The 19,067-nt window shown below is 53.2% G+C and carries 12 protein-coding genes and 1 pseudogene; 4 read left to right on the forward strand and 9 right to left on the reverse strand.

What is annotated here, in order from left to right; translation table 11 throughout:
* Window positions 1-89: 89 nt before the first annotated feature.
* The 9 genes and pseudogenes from ACR8BN_RS12575 to serC form a co-directional block, all read right to left on the reverse strand.
* Window positions 90-1,304, reverse strand: coding sequence for a winged helix-turn-helix domain-containing protein (locus ACR8BN_RS12575; protein WP_434746983.1), 1,215 nt, complete (start codon window positions 1,302-1,304; stop codon window positions 90-92).
* A gap of 39 nt (window positions 1,305-1,343) precedes the next feature.
* Window positions 1,344-2,330 (reverse strand): tetraacyldisaccharide 4'-kinase, encoded by a 987-nt coding sequence (gene lpxK / locus ACR8BN_RS12580; RefSeq protein ID WP_434746984.1) that lies wholly within the window; start codon window positions 2,328-2,330, stop codon window positions 1,344-1,346.
* Window positions 2,327-4,075 carry a lipid A ABC transporter ATP-binding protein/permease MsbA gene (gene msbA, locus ACR8BN_RS12585; RefSeq protein ID WP_031594110.1) on the reverse strand — a complete coding sequence of 583 codons (1,749 nt, stop codon included), beginning with the start codon at window positions 4,073-4,075 and terminating at the stop codon, window positions 2,327-2,329. Before msbA ends, lpxK begins: the two co-directional genes overlap by 4 nt.
* 34 nt (window positions 4,076-4,109) lie before the next feature.
* Window positions 4,110-6,365, reverse strand: coding sequence for a DNA internalization-related competence protein ComEC/Rec2 (locus ACR8BN_RS12590; RefSeq protein ID WP_434746985.1), 2,256 nt, complete (start codon window positions 6,363-6,365; stop codon window positions 4,110-4,112).
* A 203-nt stretch (window positions 6,366-6,568) separates the two neighbouring features.
* The gene (ihfB, locus tag ACR8BN_RS12595) at window positions 6,569-6,853 is read right to left on the reverse strand and encodes an integration host factor subunit beta (protein WP_003849360.1); all 285 of its coding nucleotides are present in this window, start codon (window positions 6,851-6,853) and stop codon (window positions 6,569-6,571) included.
* 82 nt (window positions 6,854-6,935) lie between these two features.
* Window positions 6,936-8,609 (reverse strand): 30S ribosomal protein S1, encoded by a 1,674-nt coding sequence (gene rpsA, locus ACR8BN_RS12600; protein ID WP_003849352.1) that lies wholly within the window; start codon window positions 8,607-8,609, stop codon window positions 6,936-6,938.
* 108 nt (window positions 8,610-8,717) lie between these two features.
* Window positions 8,718-9,404, reverse strand: a complete 687-nt coding sequence (gene cmk / locus ACR8BN_RS12605; RefSeq protein ID WP_031594112.1) for a (d)CMP kinase — start codon at window positions 9,402-9,404, stop codon at window positions 8,718-8,720.
* Window positions 9,405-9,602: 198 nt separating this feature from the next.
* A pseudogene (gene aroA / locus ACR8BN_RS12610) lies at window positions 9,603-10,888 on the reverse strand (3-phosphoshikimate 1-carboxyvinyltransferase).
* A gap of 82 nt (window positions 10,889-10,970) precedes the next feature.
* The gene (serC, locus tag ACR8BN_RS12615; RefSeq protein ID WP_010669757.1) at window positions 10,971-12,056 is read right to left on the reverse strand and encodes a 3-phosphoserine/phosphohydroxythreonine transaminase; all 1,086 of its coding nucleotides are present in this window, start codon (window positions 12,054-12,056) and stop codon (window positions 10,971-10,973) included.
* A gap of 326 nt (window positions 12,057-12,382) precedes the next feature.
* Here serC and ycaO point away from each other — a divergent pair, with 326 nt between their 5' ends.
* From ycaO to pflA, 4 genes are all read left to right on the forward strand, one after another.
* On the forward strand, window positions 12,383-14,146 hold the full coding sequence (gene ycaO / locus ACR8BN_RS12620; protein WP_425016737.1) for a 30S ribosomal protein S12 methylthiotransferase accessory factor YcaO: 1,764 nt from the start codon (window positions 12,383-12,385) through the stop codon (window positions 14,144-14,146).
* 373 nt (window positions 14,147-14,519) lie between these two features.
* Window positions 14,520-15,380, forward strand: coding sequence for a formate transporter FocA (gene focA, locus ACR8BN_RS12625; RefSeq protein WP_010254939.1), 861 nt, complete (start codon window positions 14,520-14,522; stop codon window positions 15,378-15,380).
* 71 nt (window positions 15,381-15,451) lie between these two features.
* Window positions 15,452-17,734: a formate C-acetyltransferase gene (pflB, locus tag ACR8BN_RS12630; protein ID WP_031594115.1), complete on the forward strand. Its 2,283-nt coding sequence runs from the start codon at window positions 15,452-15,454 to the stop codon at window positions 17,732-17,734.
* 164 nt (window positions 17,735-17,898) lie between these two features.
* Window positions 17,899-18,639 (forward strand): pyruvate formate lyase 1-activating protein, encoded by a 741-nt coding sequence (gene pflA / locus ACR8BN_RS12635; RefSeq protein WP_434746986.1) that lies wholly within the window; start codon window positions 17,899-17,901, stop codon window positions 18,637-18,639.
* Window positions 18,640-19,067 lie beyond the last annotated feature (428 nt).

Consider the following 19,067-nt stretch of genomic DNA (forward strand, 5'->3'; position numbering starts at 1 on the left):
ACCGAATGCTTAAGGATTCAAGCATACCATAGCGCGGCTCGTGCGGGATGGGGTAAAACGCCATCCCGCAGCGGCTGCCGCAAAATTGATTAATCCAGCGTCCACAGGGCTGGCCACTGATCGTTAAGCGCGTCGGGTGCCTGCAAAATAGCGACGCTTTCAGCACCCTGCCACGTCGCAAAGCGTTCGATAGCACGCCGGATATCCACTAAAAATCGCGCCGTAACGCGGGTCTTCCCCTCCAGCCAGATATTTTTAATCTCCAGCTGTTTTGCCTGACGCAACATGCGGGCATCCAGTCGCCCTTTTATCTGACCACGATGGAGGATGGGCAAAACAAAATAGCCAAATTTGCGTTTTTCCTCCGGGGTATAGCACTCAATACGATAGTCAAAATTGAACAGCTCCCGCGCGCGCTTGCGATCCCAGACCACCGGATCAAACGGCGACAGCAGCGCGCTGTGCGTCGCCTGCAGCGGCGTCTCCAGCAACGGCAAAGAGTCGCGATGCAGCCACATTGCGCCCAGTCCCTCTGTATTGACGGCGACCAGATCGCCCGCAGCCTGGGCGTCAGCGATAAAGTCATTCACGGGTGCCCGCTTCAGGCGATAGTAATCCGCCAGCCAGGCCGCGCGGAAAACCCCTAAGCTGCGGGCGCTGTTCATCAGCATCTGACGGGTTGCCTCCGCTTCACTGATGCCATGTATCGCATCCTGCCAGTCGGGCATTACGCGGCTACGCAGATCGTAGACACGCTGAAAATTACGGCGTTCGGTGACCATCAGCTCACCGGCACTGAACAGATTTTCCAGATGACGTTTGTGCGGTTTCCATGCCCACCAGCCTGACTTCGGGTTATCGGCGTGGGTAAAATCGGCGGCGCGTACCGGGCCGTTGTCTCTGATCTGCTGCAGTAATCCGGCAATGGCCTGCTGGTGCTCAGCAACCCATTGCGCATTGTATTTCCAGCCCAGACGTTCCGGCGACAGCATGCGATGACGAAGAAGTCTGTAATCGGCACGGGGAATAAAGCAGGCTTCGTGCGCCCAGTACTCAAAGAGTTCGCCCTGTGCCAGAGCCTGTTCCAGCCATGCCTGAGGATAGTTCCCCAGGCGACTGAACAGCACCAGATACGGACTACGGGCCACCACATGAATTGTATCGATTTGCAGCAGCGACATGCGGGAAATGCAGTTAATCAGATCCTGATAAACAGCGCGTTTTGCCGGAGCTCGCAGCAGGCCCTGCGCGGCGAGATGAAGGTGGCGTGCTTGCTGTAACGAAAGTGAATGCGTACTGTTCATCCTCTTCCTTATCAGGCTTCACCTGAACGGGGGCGGGTATCAGGAAATATGGCGACAGAGTTGTTCAATATCGTCCAGTAACGGCGTTACGGCGTTACCGGTCAAACGGGCATCAACCGGCAAATACCACCAGTCAGGCTGGGCAAAGTGACGGCATTTCACCGCGTCCTTTTCGGTCATCAGCAGTTGCTGACCCGCCTGGAGTAATCGGGTCAGTTCATCTTTGCTGTAGGCGTGATGATCGGCAAAGGCGATCTCTGCGACCGGCGTTATACCCTGCTGTTTCAGCGTGGTGAAAAAACGCGGGGGATGACCAATACCAGCCATAGCGACTACCGCACCCAGTTGCTCAGTCGGGCAGCTTTCACCGGTGAGCAGATTGGTGGCCAGCCCGGGCTGAAGTTGCATGGCAATCTCGTCGGGCTGTGCTTCGCCGCCGTTGATGATCACGGCATCGACCTGCTGCAGACGATCGGCACGTTCACGCATCGGTCCGGCAGGCAACCACCAGCCATTACCAAAACGACGGACCCCATCAACCACCACGATTTCGCGATCGCGCTGCAGGGCGTAATGTTGCAGGCCATCATCCGTGATGATCACATCCAGCGAACCCTGTTTCAGTAACGCCTCAATCGCCCGGCGCCGTTGAGGCGCGACCGCGACCGGTGCTCCGGTGCGCTGGGCGATCAATACCGGCTCATCCCCGGCCTGTTCGGTGGGGGTCTGCGCCGTGACCAGCAAGGGATAGTGCTCCGCCTTGCCGCCATATCCTCGGGAGACCACGCCAGCGCGCAGGCCGCGCTGCTGTAATGCCTCGACCAGCCAGATGACCACCGGCGTCTTTCCATTCCCGCCAGCAGTCAGGTTACCTACCACCACGACCGGCAGAGGCGCACGCCAGCTTTTACGCCAGCCGCACCTGTAACTGAAGCGTATCAGGGCCGTGATCGCACCATACAGCAGGCTGAATGGCCATAGCAGTAACCATAGCGGTGAGCGACCACTCCAGATACGTTCAATCATTGGCCGAATTGCATCTTGTGCAGCTGTGCATAGGCGCCGCGTTCTGCTAACAGCACCTGATGCGTACCGCGTTCAACAATCTGGCCATCTTCAATTACCACGATTTCATCCGCTTTCTCAATGGTAGAGAGTCGGTGCGCAATTACCAGCGAGGTACGGTTCTTCTGCAACTCATCCAGGGCAGACTGAATCGCGCGTTCAGACTCGGTATCCAGCGCCGAGGTGGCTTCATCGAGGATCAGGATCGGGCAATCACGTAACAGTGCACGGGCAATGGCAATACGCTGACGCTGACCGCCAGATAACAGCACGCCATTCTCGCCGATCATCGTATCCAGGCCTTTATCCATTTTATTGATAAAGTCCATGGCATGCGCCATGGTGGCCGCGTGCTCGATCTCTTCACGACTGTATTGCTCACTGCGGGCATACGCGATGTTATTAGCAATGGTGTCGTTAAAGAGGTGCACATTCTGTGACACCAGCGCCACCTGATTACGCAATGAGCGCAGGCTGTACTCACGCAGATCATGACCGTCCAGCAGAATTTCGCCCTGCTGGATGTCATAAAAGCGGGTCAGCAGGCTCGCCATCGTAGACTTACCGGAACCGGAACGGCCCACCAGCGCCACCGTTTTTCCTGCCGGCAGCGACAGATTGATATTACGCAGTGCCGGAATTTCACGACCAGGGTAGGTAAAGGTCACATCACGGAATTCAATATCCCCTTTAGCACGGGTGATTTCGCGCGTACCGTTATCCACTTCCTGCTCACTATCCAGAATAGAGAAGAGTGTCTGACAGGCCGCCATCCCACGCTGGAACTGGGCGTTGACGTTGGTCAGAGACTTAAGCGGGCGCATCAGGGCAATCATCGAGGAGAAGACCACGGTGATGGTACCGGCTGTCAGGGTATCCATGACGCTGGGGAAGCTGGCGGCATAGAGCACAAAAGCCAGTGCCAGCGACGCGATCAGCTGAATAATCGGATCGGAAATGGAGGAGGCTGAAACGAGTTTCATTCCCTGCTGACGCATCCGGTTACTGACGCGGGAAAAGCGCTCCGATTCAATGTCCTGTCCGCCAAAAATCAGCACTTCTTTGTGCCCTTTCAGCATCTGCTCGGCGCTGGTTGTCACCTGCCCCATAGTGTTCTGCATACTTTTACTGATGGTGCGGAAGCGCTTAGAGACGGTGCGGATAGCAAAGGAGACGATAGGTGCCAGTACAATCAGGATCAGCGACAGCTGCCAGCTGTAGTAGAACATCATGATAAACAGGCCAATAATGGAAGCCCCTTCACGCACTACGGTGACCAGCGCGCCCGAAGAAGAGGAGGCGACCTGCTCAGAATCGTAAGTAATGCGTGACAACAGGGTGCCGGTTGACTGCTGGTCGAAAAACGAAACCGGCATGCCCATCATATGGCTGAACAGACGGCGGCGGATGTTCATCACGACGTTGCCAGAGACCCAGGAGATGCAGTAGCTGGAGATATAACTGGTAACTCCGCGTACCAGCATCAGGCCAATAACCACTAACGGCAGCCACAGCATCACCGATCTGTCAGCTTTACCAAAACCATCATCCAGTAACGGTTTCAACAGTGAGAGCATTAAGGCGTCGCCCGCAGCATTAATAATCAGGGCGACTGAGGCCGCAATTAATCCCGCTTTGTTAGGCGCGATCATCGGCCAGAGTCGGCGAAACGTCTGCCACGTAGAGAGATCTTTATCTTGATGCATTATTTATTCACGCTGTTGGAAATAGCCAGCCATTCTACCTGGATTCGCGTTTGACGCCAAACCACTGATGATACCAACGGGGCATTAATTGATCCCGCAAGGTGGAAACCTGCGCTCTGCCCTGCTCTATCCTGATACTGATTTGTCCTGACTGACCCGTATCCAGCCAGTGAAAACCAGCCGTTCGATAGTTTTCCAGCACATTTTTCGCGGGCATACGCCATGCATTGTAGCGTGCCAGCGAGGCGATAGCGGTGTGGCCTGCGGCTTTACGCAGCAGCAATGAGGTCGACGACGTTCGGCTGCCGTGGTGCGGGACCTGCAGGATATCGACCTTCAGCCCCTGCTTCTCCAGCGCCACCAGCTGGCGTTCCGCTTTCGCTTCAATGTCACCGGTTAACATCAGACGAACCTGACCATCATCGACGATCACCACACAGGAGTCATTATTCCCGCCCGGCAGGGGTGCCGTCAGCGGCCAGACCACCCGAAAGTGGAGCTGCCGCCAGCGCCACTGCGTGCCACGTACGCAGGGTAAGTGTGCCTCATCAGCCAGCGCACTTCTGACTTCAACCGCTGGCCAGCGTTGAATAATCGCCTCCAGCCCGCCAGTATGATCCAGATGTTTATGACTCAGGATGACCTGTTTTAACCGTAACTGCCTGCGCTCCAGCCACGGAATGATCACCCGACTCCCCGCATTATCGTTCTGCCAGCGCGGGCCGGTATCATACATCACTGCCTCGTCGCCCTGGCTGATCACCAGACTCAGACCGTGCCCGATATCCAGCATATCGATTCGCCAGCCCTGCTCCTGATTTGGCTGGCGACTCAGTATCATTGCCAGCGCTAAGGCGCCGCTGCTTAACGGCAGAGAGAAAAAGAGTTGCGCACGCCAGAGAATCAGACCGCCCCATACCATGACCGTAAACCAGGTTGTACCACTCAGCGGCCGCCAGCCTGGTGGCAGCAACGTCAGGCAATGAAACAGTGCACGTAATGAGAGATCGGCCGCTCCCCAGAAGAAGCCGGATATATGCGCTACCGGCAGCAGCAGGGCGAGCGTCACCAGAGGCATGGTAATAAACGAAACGACCGGAATCGCGACAACATTTGCCACCAGCGCAGTCAGGCTGATGCCGTTAAAAATCGCCACCTGCAACGGCACCATTAAAATCATCATGCCCGCCTGTAAATGCAGCAACTGTACCGGAATCCAGCGCCGTTGCCGACGGAACGCCGCAGGCAGCGGGAACCAGTGATACCAGACCAGCAGCATGCCGACAGCCAGTACCGAGAGCCAGAAGCTGTCAGAGAGCACGGTCAGCGGGTCGGTTACCAGCAGCAACGCAATACAGAACGTCCAGACCTGCCAGCTATTCAGCTGAACACCCGCAAACCGTGTTATCGCCCATAGCGTCAGGGCAAGCAGTGAACGCTCTGCGGGAGGCTGTGCACCGGAAAGCCAGGTATAGATTGCAGCAAACAGCCAGCTCACGATGAGAGGAAAAACATAGCTGATATAACGGGCTGGCAAGATAAATTGCACCCCTCGCGCAATCATCCAGCCGGTGCTGGCGGCCAGGGCGATATGCATGCCCGATATCGCCATCAGATGCGCGGTACCGGTATCCCGCAGTAGCTGACGCGTCTGCTGGCTCATCTCATCCCGAATGCCAAAAGCCAGTGCCTCCAGCGTTGCACGCGCAGGCATTGCACGGGTCCTGTCACGGTGCCATAAAATAAATCGCCAGCGGCTATCACAGCGATCGCTTACCGCTGCCTGTTTAAGGATTCGTCCCTGAAGCGGCGTATTATTAGCCAGTGCAAAACGCTGCGCATCGAAATCGCCCTCATTAAGGCGGGCATGTACCGGTCGCAGGCGCAGTTTCATCGTCCAGCGTTGTCCTGGACAGTAGATCTCCGGATCAGCATCAAACCAGAGCCAGGCAAAGCGAGGCGGAAAAATCATCCTGCCCTCCTCTTCCAGCAGACGAGCCCGGATTTGTTTCCGCTCTTTCCGCAGTTCACTGATCTGAAGGGTGTAGGTGGCAGGACGCGCCGAGAACTTTTCGATATCCCGCACCATGAGACGGGCGTCGTTACAGGCCCATGCCAGAAACAGCAGAGTAATACCGGCCAGACGGACGGGTTGGTAAGGGCAATGCAGCAGAGCCAGTCCTGTGAGGAGGAAGCCCCCCATCACCTCACCGGAAGGCAGCCGGGCCATCAGCAGTAGCGGTAACGTTGCAACGATCGCCAGTCGCGCCAGAACGATCCATGTCAGCATAATCGTATCCATTAATTCAGTTCGATTATTCTGGGCAAAGGCGGTGAAAGTAACAGCGGATGATCAGGCGGGCTGGAGCGGTCTCGCAAAGAAAGTGCGGCGTTGCAGTGTTGATGACAGCAATCCGGATGTCAGGTCTGAGCCTGAATCGCAGACAAAAAAAACGACATCCGGAGATGTCGTTTATCTGGTTCGGTATCGGCTTAGCCGTAGATATTTGCGCGATCGCGCAGCTCTTTGCCTGGCTTAAAGTGGGGAACGTATTTACCTTCCAGATCCACTTTGTCACCCGTTTTCGGGTTACGTCCAGTACGCGGAGCGCGATAGTGCAAAGAAAAGCTGCCGAATCCCCGGATTTCGATGCGTTCGCCCTGTGCCAGCGTAGTGGCCATGTGCTCAAGCATCTCTTTTACTGCATCCTCAACGACTTTCGCCGGTATATGAGTATGCTGTCCCGCCAGTCTTTCGATCAGTTCTGACTTGGTCATGTAACCTCCGGTTTATCCCTGTGGGAATGTATGACAGCTTTTACCGAAACCGGGTGGTTGCCCACCCGGTGCTTCAGGCCGATTACTCGCCTTTAGCCGCTTTGAACGCTTCAGCCATAGCGCTAGAGAAATTGCCTTCTTCCTGTTTAGTGTTAACAGTATTGATAGCTTCTTTCTCATCAGCCTGGTCTTTCGCACGGACAGACAGGCTTACGACACGGTTTTTACGATCAACGCCGGTGAACTTAGCTTCAACGTCGTCGCCAACGTTCAGAACCAGAGTTGCATCTTCAATGCGGTCCAGTGAAGCTTCAGAAGCGCGCAGGTAACCCTCAACGCCATCTGCTAATTCAACTGTAGCACCTTTAGCATCAACTGCAGTCACTTTACCGGTGACGATGGCACCTTTCTTGTTCAAAGTGATGTAGTTGTTGAACGGATCTTCTGCCAGCTGTTTAACGCCCAGAGAGATACGCTCGCGCTCTGCATCAACCTGCAGTACAACGGCAGCGATTTCGTCGCCTTTTTTGTACTCACGAACGGCTTCTTCGCCAGTCGCGTTCCAGGAGATGTCAGACAGGTGAACCAGACCGTCGATGCCGCCATCCAGGCCGATGAAGATACCGAAGTCAGTGATTGACTTGATTTTACCTTCAACACGATCGCCTTTGTTGTGCGTCTCAGCGAACAGCTGCCATGGGTTAGATTTACACTGCTTCAGACCCAGGGAGATACGACGACGCTCTTCGTCAATGTCCAGAACCATAACTTCAACCACGTCGCCTACGTTAACAACTTTAGACGGATGGATGTTTTTGTTGGTCCAGTCCATTTCAGACACGTGTACCAGACCTTCAACGCCTTCTTCGATTTCCACGAAGCAGCCGTAATCAGTCAGGTTGGTAACACGACCGGTCAGGCGGGTGCCTTCCGGATAGCGTTTAGCGATAGCAACCCATGGATCTTCGCCCAGCTGCTTCAGACCCAGAGAAACACGGGTACGCTCGCGGTCGAACTTCAGCACCTTAACGGTGATTTCGTCGCCAACGTTGACGATTTCGCTTGGATGCTTAACGCGTTTCCATGCCATGTCAGTGATGTGCAGCAGGCCATCAACGCCGCCCAGATCAACGAATGCACCGTAGTCAGTCAGGTTCTTAACGATACCTTTGACTTCCATGCCTTCCTGCAGGTTTTCCAGCAGCTGATCGCGCTCTGCGCTGTTTTCGGATTCGATAACCGCACGACGTGAAACCACGACGTTGTTGCGTTTCTGATCCAGCTTGATCACTTTGAATTCAAGCTCTTTGCCTTCCAGGTGCAGCGTATCGCGCACCGGACGCACATCTACCAGTGAACCTGGCAGGAACGCACGGATACCGTTGAGCTCAACTGTGAAGCCGCCTTTAACTTTGCCGTTGATAACACCGGTAACAGTTTCAGCGTCTTCGTAAGCTTTCTCCAGCGTGATCCATGCTTCATGGCGCTTAGCTTTCTCACGGGACAGCAGGGTTTCACCGAAGCCGTCTTCCACTGCATCCAGAGCAACATCAACTTCGTCGCCTACCTGGATTTCCAGTTCGCCGGCTGCGTTCTTGAACTGCTCTGCAGGAATTGCAGATTCAGATTTCAGACCCGCATCAACCAGAACGACATCTTTGTCGATAGAAACGACGATGCCACGAACGATAGAACCCGGGCGGGTTTCGATTGTTTTTAAGGATTCTTCAAATAGTTGAGCAAAAGATTCAGTCATATTGATAATCTTCAGGATTCTTCAATTTAACGTCCATCTGACTTCATGTCGGATGGGGTTGTTTCACATGCCCGGCACCGGATCCATGGTACAGGGTGGTAGATTCAGTTAAGCCGTAATACCCAGCTTCTCGCGGGCATATTGTAGCGCTTTTTCAATGACTTGATCGATAGACATCTCGGTAGAGTCCAGAACCAATGCATCGCCAGCGGCTACTAAAGGCGCAATTGCGCGATTACGATCGCGGTCGTCGCGTTCTTTTATCTCGGCTAAAAGGCGGTCAAAGTTAACATTAAAGCCATTATCCTGCAACTGTAGCATACGGCGCTGAGCACGCTCTTCCGGGCTGGCATCAAGGAAAATTTTCACTGGCGCATCCGGAAAAACCACGGTGCCCATATCACGGCCATCAGCAATCAGGCCCGGCATCTCGCGGAAACCGCGCTGGCGGCGCAATAACGCTTCGCGTACCCGGGGAAAAGCGGCGACACGTGAGGCGGTGTTGCTGACCTCCTGAGTACGGATTTCACCGGTGACATCTTCACCTTCAAGTATGACCTGCATTTCACCATTTTGTGACACAAAGCGCACATCCAGGTGAGCGGCAATCGGCACCAGCGCTTCTTCAGATTCAATATCCACCTGATGATGCAATGCGGCTAACGCCAGCACGCGATAAATAGCACCGGAGTCCAGCAGATGCCACTGCAACGATTCCGCCATCGCTTTGCACAGGGTTCCCTTTCCCGCTCCACTTGGCCCATCAATAGTTATGACCGGGGCAGTTACTGTCATTATTCCCTCCTGTTACTGCGTGCTTCCTGACCTTTCGGTCACCATTAATGACTAGCATTATACGCTGCATAGCACGGCTTGGTTACCCTTTCGCACTGATCGGGTTCGTAATCTTACTCAATTCAGAGGATCTCTGGCCTGTTACAGCCAGATAAAATCAGGGAGGTTCCGGTGCGAACCGCACCGGAAAAGGAGATATCAGGCGCTCTGGCTGATTTTAGCCAGCTGAACGAAATAGTCCGGAAAGGTTTTTGCCGTACAGCCAGGATCGAGAATGGTCACCGGGGTATCAGAAAGTGCAACCAGAGAGAAACACATCGCCATACGATGGTCATTGTAGGTACCAATATCCGCATGAATCAGCGTCGCGGGCGGCGTAATACGGATGTAGTCGTGACCCTCTTCGACTTCCGCCCCGACTTTACGCAGCTCTGTAGCCATTGCACTCAGTCGATCGGTCTCTTTTACCCGCCAGTTATAAATATTGCGTAACCGGGTGGTGCCCTCTGCAAATAGCGCTGTAGTCGCGATGGTCATTGCAGCATCCGGAATATGGTTCATATCCATATCGATGGCCTGCAGTTTTCCGGCCGTACAGGCAATGTAATCATCGCCCCACTCAATCGTCGCGCCCATCTTTTCCAGCACGTCAGCAAACCGGATGTCACCCTGCACACTCTGGCGTCCAATCCCGGTAACACGAACCGTTCCGCCTTTAATGGCGGCAGCGGCCAGGAAATAGGAAGCGGAAGAGGCATCGCCTTCAACCAGGTAATTACCCGGCGACTGATACTGTTGCTGTCCCTTGATCAGGAAGCGCTGATAGTTCTGATTCTCAACCTCGACGCCAAAGCACTGCATCAGATTGAGGGTAATATCGATGTAAGGTTTCGACACCAAATCACCTTTGATGGTGATGCAGGTATCCTGCTGTGCAAGCGGCGCGGTCATCAGCAGCGCTGTCAGGAACTGGCTGGAAACGCTGCCATCCACACTGACTTCCCCCCGGTAAAACCACCGCGTAAACGCAGCGGCGGATAGTTTTCGTTTTCCAGGTACTCAATGGTTGCTCCGCCCTGACGAAGTGCGTCAACCAGATGCCCGATCGGACGCTCTTTCATGCGGGGTTCACCGGTCAGTTCGATATCGTGCTGGCCCAGACAAAGCGCCGCGGCCAGCGGACGCATTGCGGTTCCGGCATTGCCCAGAAACAGTGACAGCGGTTGAGATGCGTGCAGTGGCCCGGCATTTCCCGTCACTTCACACAGGGTGCGATCGCTGGAAAGCGTATAGTTTACGCCAAGCGCGGTCAGCGCATTCAGCATGTGCTTAACGTCGTCGCTGTCGAGCAGGTTGGTGAGACGGGTTGTACCTTTAGCCAGAGCAGCCAGCAGCAATGCACGATTGGAAACGCTCTTTGAGCCGGGCAGATTTACCGTGCCGTTGACGCGTGCAATCGGTTGGAGAGTCAGGGAGTCCTGCATGTGAAACGAAATCCTCAAAAAATACAGAGACCTCGCCGTGTGACGAGGTCTGGCATCAGCATCAATGCTGATATCTTAATAATCAGCCGTGACGGCGTTCAAAATCGACCATGAAATCGGTCAGTGCCTTCACACCTTCCAGCGGCATCGCATTATAAATAGAGGCGCGCATACCGCCTACTACACGATGGCCTTTAAGCGCGTGTAATCCCGCCTTAAACGACTCTTCCAGGAACAGCGCATCGAGTGAAGCATCAGCCAGCTGGAAAGGGATGTTCATGCGTGAGCGGTTTTCTGTCGCCACATCATTACGATAGAAGCCACTGTGATCGATTACGCCATAAAGCAGGTCAGATTTTGCCTGATTGATACGATCAATTTCAGCCACACCGCCCTTCTCTTTCAGCCATTTAAACACCAGACCTGAGAGATACCATGCAAAAGTCGGCGGGGTGTTAAACATCGAATCGTTATCGGCCAGCACTTTGTAATCGAGGATTGAGGGCACAGAGGCGTGCGCCTGACCCAGCAGATCTTCGCGAACGACAACCAGCGTTAATCCGGCCGGACCCACATTTTTCTGCGCACCCGCATAGATCACACCGTAACGACTCACATCGATCGGGCGTGAAAGAATGGTGGATGAAAAATCAGCAACAACAGTTTTACTGCCAAAGTCGGGCTGTTCGTCAATCGCGATGCCATCAATGGTTTCATTCGGGCAGAAATGCAGGTAAGCGGACGTCTCACTCACCTCCCATTCGCTCATCGGCAGGATGGCCCGTTTACCGTCGCGCGTTGTTTTGACATCCAGCGTGCGTGGGGAACAATACTTTTCCGCTTCTTTTATTGCGCTATGCGCCCAGTAACCACCATCAACATAGTCGGCACTGGTCGCTTTACCCAGCAGATTTCCCGGTACGGCAGCGAACTGCGCACGCGCCCCGCCATGACAGAATAAAACTTTGTAATTGGACGGTATTTTTAGCAGATCACGGAAGTCCTGCTCCGCTTCTTCAGCCACCTGGATAAACTCTTTACTGCGGTGGCTGATCTCCATTACAGAGGTACCCAGACCGCGCCAGTTCGTCAGTTCCTGTTCTGCACGACGAAGCACTTCAACCGGTAGCATCGCCGGGCCAGAGCTAAAATTATAAACTTGCGTCATTTCCCCTCACCACTGTCATATCGAACGGTTATGAATAACCATCCGGTTTTATCACTGCATTCTGATAGCTGCAATCATAAATCAGGGAGCGGTCACATTTTCTGAATCTGGCTCGCCGGAGGTTATGTTACCAATGCAAACCTGCGCGGAATTTTGTGAGGTTTTATCCAGCGCCATTAATCCGCGTTTGGCCTGAGAGCAGAAGTGATGAAAACTAAGCCGGTAAAGTAAGCCGGTAAAAATGTCCCGCCCTGATAGCGGTCTGTTAGCAAAATCCGTATCATTGCGCGCTTTACGCACCCTATGACAACTGAGAGAGCGGCACTATGACGCAAACATTTATCCCGGGCAAAGATGCCGCACTGGAAGACTCCATTGCGCGTTTCCAGAACAAGCTTCAGGATCTTGGCTTTAACATTGAAGAAGCATCCTGGCTTAATCCTGTCCCCCATGTCTGGTCAGTGCATATCCGCGACCGCGATTGCCCGCTCTGTTTTACCAACGGCAAGGGCGCCAGTAAAAAAGCGGCGCTGGCCTCCGCGCTGGGCGAGTATTTCGAGCGTCTCTCAACTAACTATTTTTTTGCTGACTTCTGGCTGGGAAAAAAGATCGCTAACGGCGATTTTGTTCACTATCCCAATGAAAAATGGTTTGCGTTACCTGATGATGAGTCCTTACCTGAAGGTATTCTGGATCCGCGCCTGCGCGCATTTTACGATCCCGACAATGCACTGACGGCTTCCGGCCTGATTGATCTGCAGTCCGGGAATACTGAACGTGGTATCTGCGCCCTGCCCTTTACCCGTCAGTCCGACCAGCAGACTGTCTATATCCCGATGAATATTATCGGCAACCTCTATGTCTCAAACGGCATGTCGGCAGGTAATACCGCGAATGAAGCGCGTGTTCAGGGGCTGTCTGAAGTGTTTGAGCGCTACATTAAAAACCGCATTATTGCTGAAGCGATCAGCCTGCCTGCGATTCCTGATGACGTGATGCAGCGTTATCCTGAGGTGATCGAAGCAATTACACGTCTTGAAGCGGAAGGCTTCCCGATTTTCGCTTATGACGCCTCTCTCGGCGGTAAATATCCGGTTATCTGCGTGGTGCTGTTTAACCCAACCAACGGAACCTGTTTTGCCTCATTTGGTGCTCACCCTGATTTCGGTGTGGCGCTGGAGCGTACCGTTACCGAGTTGCTGCAGGGCCGAAGCCTCAAAGATCTGGATGTGTTTACCCCACCGACCTTTGATGACGAAGAAGTGGCTGAGCATGCCAACCTTGAAACACACTTCATCGATTCAAGCGGCCTGATCTCCTGGGATCTGTTTAAAGAAACTGCGGATTATCCTTTTGTCGACTGGTCATTCGCGGGCAGCACCGAACAGGAGTTCGCCACGCTGATGGCAATCTTCGCCTCGGAAGATCAGGAAGTCTATATTGCGGATTACGAACATCTGGGTGTCTATGCCTGCCGCATCATCGTGCCAGGCATGTCTGATATCTACCCGGCAGAAGATCTGTTCCTGGCGAACAACAGCATGGGAGCGGGCATGCGTGAAACCCTGCTGGCCCTGCCTGACAGCAACTGGAATCCGGAAGAGTATCTGGATCTGATTGGACAGCTTGATGATGAAGGCTTTGATGACTTCACCCGCGTTCGTGAGCTGCTGGGTCTGGCGACCGGTAAAGACAATGGCTGGTACACGCTGCGTGTTGGCGAATTAAAAGCGATGCTGGCGCTGGCGGGCGGCGATCTGGATCAGGCATTGATCTGGACAGAATGGACGATGGAGTTTAACAGCTCAATTTTTACGCCAGAGCGCGCTAACTACTATCGTTGCCTGCAGACCCTGCTGTTACTGGCTATGGAAGATGAGCGTGATCCATTGCAGTATCATCACGCTTTCCTGCGGATGTATGGTGAGAGCGCAATGGAAGCAGCCTCAGCCGCGATCAGTGGTGAAAATCCGTTTAACGGCCTTCAGGCTGTTGATGATGAGCTGCAGGCCTTCCCGGCCCATCAGTCTCTGCTTGCCGCCTACGAAAAACTGCAAAACGCCAAACGTCACTACTGGAAAAACGCGTAAGCTCTGACGCGTCAGACTGAAAGCAGACAGCTAAACATGGCACTGGATTTATCTGGTGCCATCATTCTCCACTTTCTCTATGAAACATTAGCTACTTTAAAATTCCTTCCTATTACATCACATCATTTTAATTAACATATAAGCCATTAATTAATAACACAGCCTGAACTAAAAAAGTGGCGCATCACTTTATATTAAAATATTTTTGTATTTTTAAAATATATTTATTTTTTTATATTCAGTTAGTTAACTCATTATTTTCTCATTAATTTGCGACCAGTGGGTTACCACCCTGGCAAACATGATCCATATCAATTACTGACCTATACTCCTTTGTTAGTATTTTTTCAGACAACTTCAGGAGTAAGTTAGTGTGAAAACTGACAACCCTTTTAATCTTTTATTACCCGCCGCGATGGCGAAAGTGGCCGAAGACGCGGGTATCTATAAAGCAACCAAACATCCTTTTACGACCTTCTTTCTGGCAATAAACGCCGGCGTATTTATCTCAATCGCATTCGTTTTTTATATTACAGCGACCACCGGTAGCGGCGCGATGCCCTATGGCATAGCCAAACTGATTGGAGGTATCTGCTTCTCACTCGGCTTAATGCTGGTCGTGGTATGCGGTGCTGACCTTTTTACCTCTACTGTATTAATCGTTGTCGCCAAAGCCAGTGGCCGTATCAGCTGGGGACAGCTGGCCCGCAACTGGATTAACGTCTACGCCGGTAACCTTGCAGGCGCACTCTTCTTTGTCGCCCTGATGTGGTTTGCCGGACAGCACATGGTCGCGAATGGCGCCTGGGGATTGAATGTCCTGCAAACCGCCGACCATAAGATGCATCACACCTTCATAGAAGCGGTTTGTCTGGGTACATTGGCCAATCTGCTCGTCTGTCTCGCCGTCTGGATGAGTTACTCAGGCCGCACCCTGACCGATAAGCTGGTCGTGATGATTCTGCCTGTTGCGATGTTTGTCGCAAGCGGTTTCGAACACAGTATCGCCAACATGTTTCTTATACCCTATGCCATTGCTATTCGTGACTTCGCGACACCTGAATTCTGGCAGGCAGCTGGCACCACGGCGGCACAGTTTCACTCACTGACCCTCAGTAATTTTATTATCGACAACCTGATTCCCGTGACCATCGGAAACATTATCGGCGGCGGTGTTCTGGTTGGGTTGACCTACTGGGTTATCTATCTCCGTAAAGGTGACCAGGTTCATTAAACGCATTTTTGACGGCACAGAAAGTTGGCTGTGCCCGACCGTAAAGTCTCCTCATATAAGGCAGGTATATTATGACCGAACTTAATGCAAAACTGGCTTCAGCATGGGAAGGATTTGCTGAAGGCGAATGGCAGAATAGCGTCAATGTGCGCGACTTCATTCAGAAAAACTACACCCCATATGAAGGTGACGAGTCATTCCTGGCGGGTGCCACCGAAGCGACCACCAAACTGTGGGAAAGCGTGCTGGAAGGCATCAAAATTGAGAACCGCACCCACGCGCCAGTCGACTTCGACACCGATCTCGCCTCAACCATTACCTCGCACGACGCGGGTTACATCATTAAGCCACTGGAAAAAATTGTTGGTCTGCAGACCGAAGCGCCATTAAAACGCGCCATCATTCCTTATGGCGGCATCAAAATGGTCGAAGGGTCATGCAAAGTGTATGGCCGTGAACTCGACCCTTCACTGAAAAAAATCTTCACCGAATACCGCAAAACGCACAACCAGGGCGTGTTCGATGTTTACACTCCGGACATTTTGCGCTGCCGTAAATCAGGTATCCTGACCGGCCTTCCTGATGCTTATGGCCGTGGCCGTATTATCGGTGACTATCGTCGTGTGGCGCTGTACGGCATCGATTTCCTGATGGCGGATAAATTCGCTCAGTTCGCCTCACTGCAGGAAGATTTAGAGAATGGCGTTAATCTGGAAGCGACCATTCGTCTGCGTGAAGAGATTTCTGATCAGCACCGTGCGCTGGCCCAGATCAAAGAGATGGCAGCAAAATATGGCCATGACATCTCTGGTCCGGCTACCAATGCGGTTGAAGCAGTACAGTGGACTTACTATGGCTACCTGGCTGCAGTTAAATCACAAAACGGTGCTGCCATGTCATTTGGCCGCGTCTCAACCTTCCTTGATGTTTACATCGAACGTGACCTCAAAGCCGGCAAACTGACTGAAGAACAGGCACAGGAACTGATTGACCATCTGGTGATGAAACTGCGCATGGTTCGCTTCCTGCGCACACCTGAATATGATGAGCTGTTCTCAGGTGACCCAATCTGGGCAACGGAATCCCTGGCAGGTATGGGCGTTGATGGCCGTACTCTGGTCTCAAAAAGTACGTTCCGCTTCCTGAATACCCTCTACACCATGGGTCCTTCACCTGAGCCGAACATGACCATCCTGTGGTCAGAAAAACTGCCGATTAATTTCAAAAAATATGCCGCTAAAGTCTCTATCGATACCTCATCTTTGCAGTATGAGAACGATGACCTGATGCGTGCTGATTTCGACAATGATGACTACGCAATCGCCTGCTGCGTGAGCCCGATGATTGTCGGTAAACAGATGCAGTTCTTTGGCGCACGTGCCAACCTGGCGAAAACGCTGCTTTACGCAATCAACGGCGGCGTGGATGAAAAGCTGAAAATGCAGGTTGGACCGAAAGGCGACAAAATCAGCGACGACGTGCTGGATTTCGACACCGTCATGGAGCGTATGGATCACTTCATGGACTGGCTGGCAAAACAGTATGTGACTTCGCTGAACATCATTCACTACATGCATGATAAGTACAGCTACGAAGCGGCACTGATGGCCTTACATGATCGGGATGTCTACCGCACCATGGCCTGTGGTATCGCGGGTCTCTCCGTCGCTGCGGATTCACTTTCTGCCATTAAATATGCCAAAGTGAAACCGATCCGTGACGAAGATGGTCTGGCCATTGACTTCGATATCGAAGGCGAATATCCGCAGTTCGGTAACAACGACTCACGGGTAGATGACCTGGCCTGCGATCTGGTTGAACGCTTCATGAAGAAAATTCAGCAGCTGAACACCTATCGTAATGCCGTGCCGACTCAGTCTGTTCTGACCATTACTTCGAATGTGGTATATGGTAAGAAAACCGGTAACACACCAGATGGACGTCGCGCTGGCGCACCGTTTGGACCAGGTGCTAACCCGATGCATGGTCGTGACCAGAAAGGTGCGGTTGCCTCACTGACTTCCGTCGCGAAACTGCCGTTTGCCTATGCGAAAGATGGTATCTCCTATACCTTCTCAATCGTACCAAACGCGCTGGGTAAAGACGATAACGTGCGGAAAACCAACCTTGCCGGTCTGATGGATGGTTACTTCCATCACGAAGCCAGCATCGAAGGCGGTCAGCACCTCAACGTTAACGTTATGAACCGTGAAATGCTGCTGGACGCGATGGAACATCCAGAGAAATATCCGCAGCTGACCATTCGCGTTTCCGGTTACGCTGTCCGCTTTAACTCACTGACTAAAGAGCAGCAGCAGGATGTGATTACCCGAACCTTCACTCAGTCACTGTAATTACCTGCTCTACCCGATAAAAAAGGCTCCTCGCGGAGCCTTTTATTTAAAGTCTGTTCTGGTGGTCATCTCCATCAAGGTTCCCACCAGAATCGATTTCCTGCCCTGAGCGCAACAGAGATTGCGCCGTCTGTCCCGGCAGACTCACTGGAGAAAACATCGCAATGTCAGTTAACGGTCGTATCCACTCATTTGAATCCTGCGGCACCGTCGATGGTCCCGGTATCCGTTTTATCACCTTCTTCCAGGGCTGCCTGATGCGCTGCCTCTACTGTCACAACCGCGACACCTGGGATACTCACGGTGGCAAAGAGATCAGCGTCGAAGCGCTGATGGCGGATGTGCTCTCCTATCGCCATTTTATGAACGCCTCTGGCGGCGGCGTCACGGCGTCAGGCGGTGAAGCCATTCTTCAGGCTGAATTTGTGCGCGACTGGTTCCGGGCCTGCAAGGCCGAAGGTATTCATACCTGTCTCGACACCAACGGCTTCGTACGCCGCTATGATCCGGTGATCGATGAACTGCTCGACGTTACCGACTTAGTGATGCTCGACCTGAAACAGATGAATGATGAGGTGCATCAGATTCTGGTGGGTGTCTCCAATCACCGTACGCTGGACTTTGCCCGTTACCTGCAGAAAAAAGGCAAACGGACATGGATCCGTTTTGTCGTGGTGCCTGGCTATTCCGACGATGATGACACCGCGCATCGGCTGGGTGAATTCACGCGTGACATGGAGAACGTTGAGAAGATTGAATTACTGCCCTATCACGAGCTGGGTAAGCATAAATGGATTGCGATGGGTGAAGAGTACAAGCTGGACGGGGTGAAGCCACCGAGCAAAGAGACGATGGAGCGCGTGAAAAACATTCTCGCCAGTTATGGCCACGAAGTGATGTACTGAAGAATCTGCCACAAAAAAGAGCTTAACGCTGGTCAGTTAAGATTAGATTTGTAAAGGCTGTCACGGTCAAACGTGGCAGCTTTTTTTCCGGGCGAGCGAGCCGCAGTGCGGGCCAGCGCACCTCTGCTGCTGCCGGGCCGTCCTCGCGCCGCTCACGCGGTACCTTCGGCTTTGACGGCGTGCCGACGAACCGTTCGGGGATCGGCCCTCCCTGGCCGGCCCCGAACTCTCCACGCTTCCCGGCGTGGAATTCTGGCCCGCCGTCACGCCTCAGCGCTGCGGATAGCCCTTTCAGCAGCAGAGGCGCTCAGGCCTCCACTCTCGTGCCCTTTTTAACAATACACACTGAAGCTTCAGTGCAGGCCGGGGCCGGGCTGGGGCAGGCAATCCGCAGCGCTGAACAGAATGAGTCTGCCAGGAGAGCCCGC

The organism is Pantoea sp. Lu_F5_004 (genome assembly GCF_051136245.1).
Taxonomy (GTDB): domain Bacteria; phylum Pseudomonadota; class Gammaproteobacteria; order Enterobacterales; family Enterobacteriaceae; genus Pantoea; species Pantoea agglomerans.

Coding starts and splice junctions, on each gene's coding strand:
- msbA (WP_031594110.1), bottom strand. CDS start 4,075: ATGCATCAAGATAAAGATCTCTCTACGTGGCAGACGTTTCGCCGACTC.
- pflB (WP_031594115.1), top strand. CDS start 15,452: ATGACCGAACTTAATGCAAAACTGGCTTCAGCATGGGAAGGATTTGCT.
- ycaO (WP_425016737.1), top strand. CDS start 12,383: ATGACGCAAACATTTATCCCGGGCAAAGATGCCGCACTGGAAGACTCC.
- serC (WP_010669757.1), bottom strand. CDS start 12,056: ATGACGCAAGTTTATAATTTTAGCTCTGGCCCGGCGATGCTACCGGTT.
- ACR8BN_RS12575 (WP_434746983.1), bottom strand. CDS start 1,304: ATGAACAGTACGCATTCACTTTCGTTACAGCAAGCACGCCACCTTCAT.
- cmk (WP_031594112.1), bottom strand. CDS start 9,404: ATGACAGTAACTGCCCCGGTCATAACTATTGATGGGCCAAGTGGAGCG.
- pflA (WP_434746986.1), top strand. CDS start 17,899: ATGTCAGTTAACGGTCGTATCCACTCATTTGAATCCTGCGGCACCGTC.
- rpsA (WP_003849352.1), bottom strand. CDS start 8,609: ATGACTGAATCTTTTGCTCAACTATTTGAAGAATCCTTAAAAACAATC.
- ihfB (WP_003849360.1), bottom strand. CDS start 6,853: ATGACCAAGTCAGAACTGATCGAAAGACTGGCGGGACAGCATACTCAT.
- ACR8BN_RS12590 (WP_434746985.1), bottom strand. CDS start 6,365: ATGCTGACATGGATCGTTCTGGCGCGACTGGCGATCGTTGCAACGTTA.
- lpxK (WP_434746984.1), bottom strand. CDS start 2,330: ATGATTGAACGTATCTGGAGTGGTCGCTCACCGCTATGGTTACTGCTA.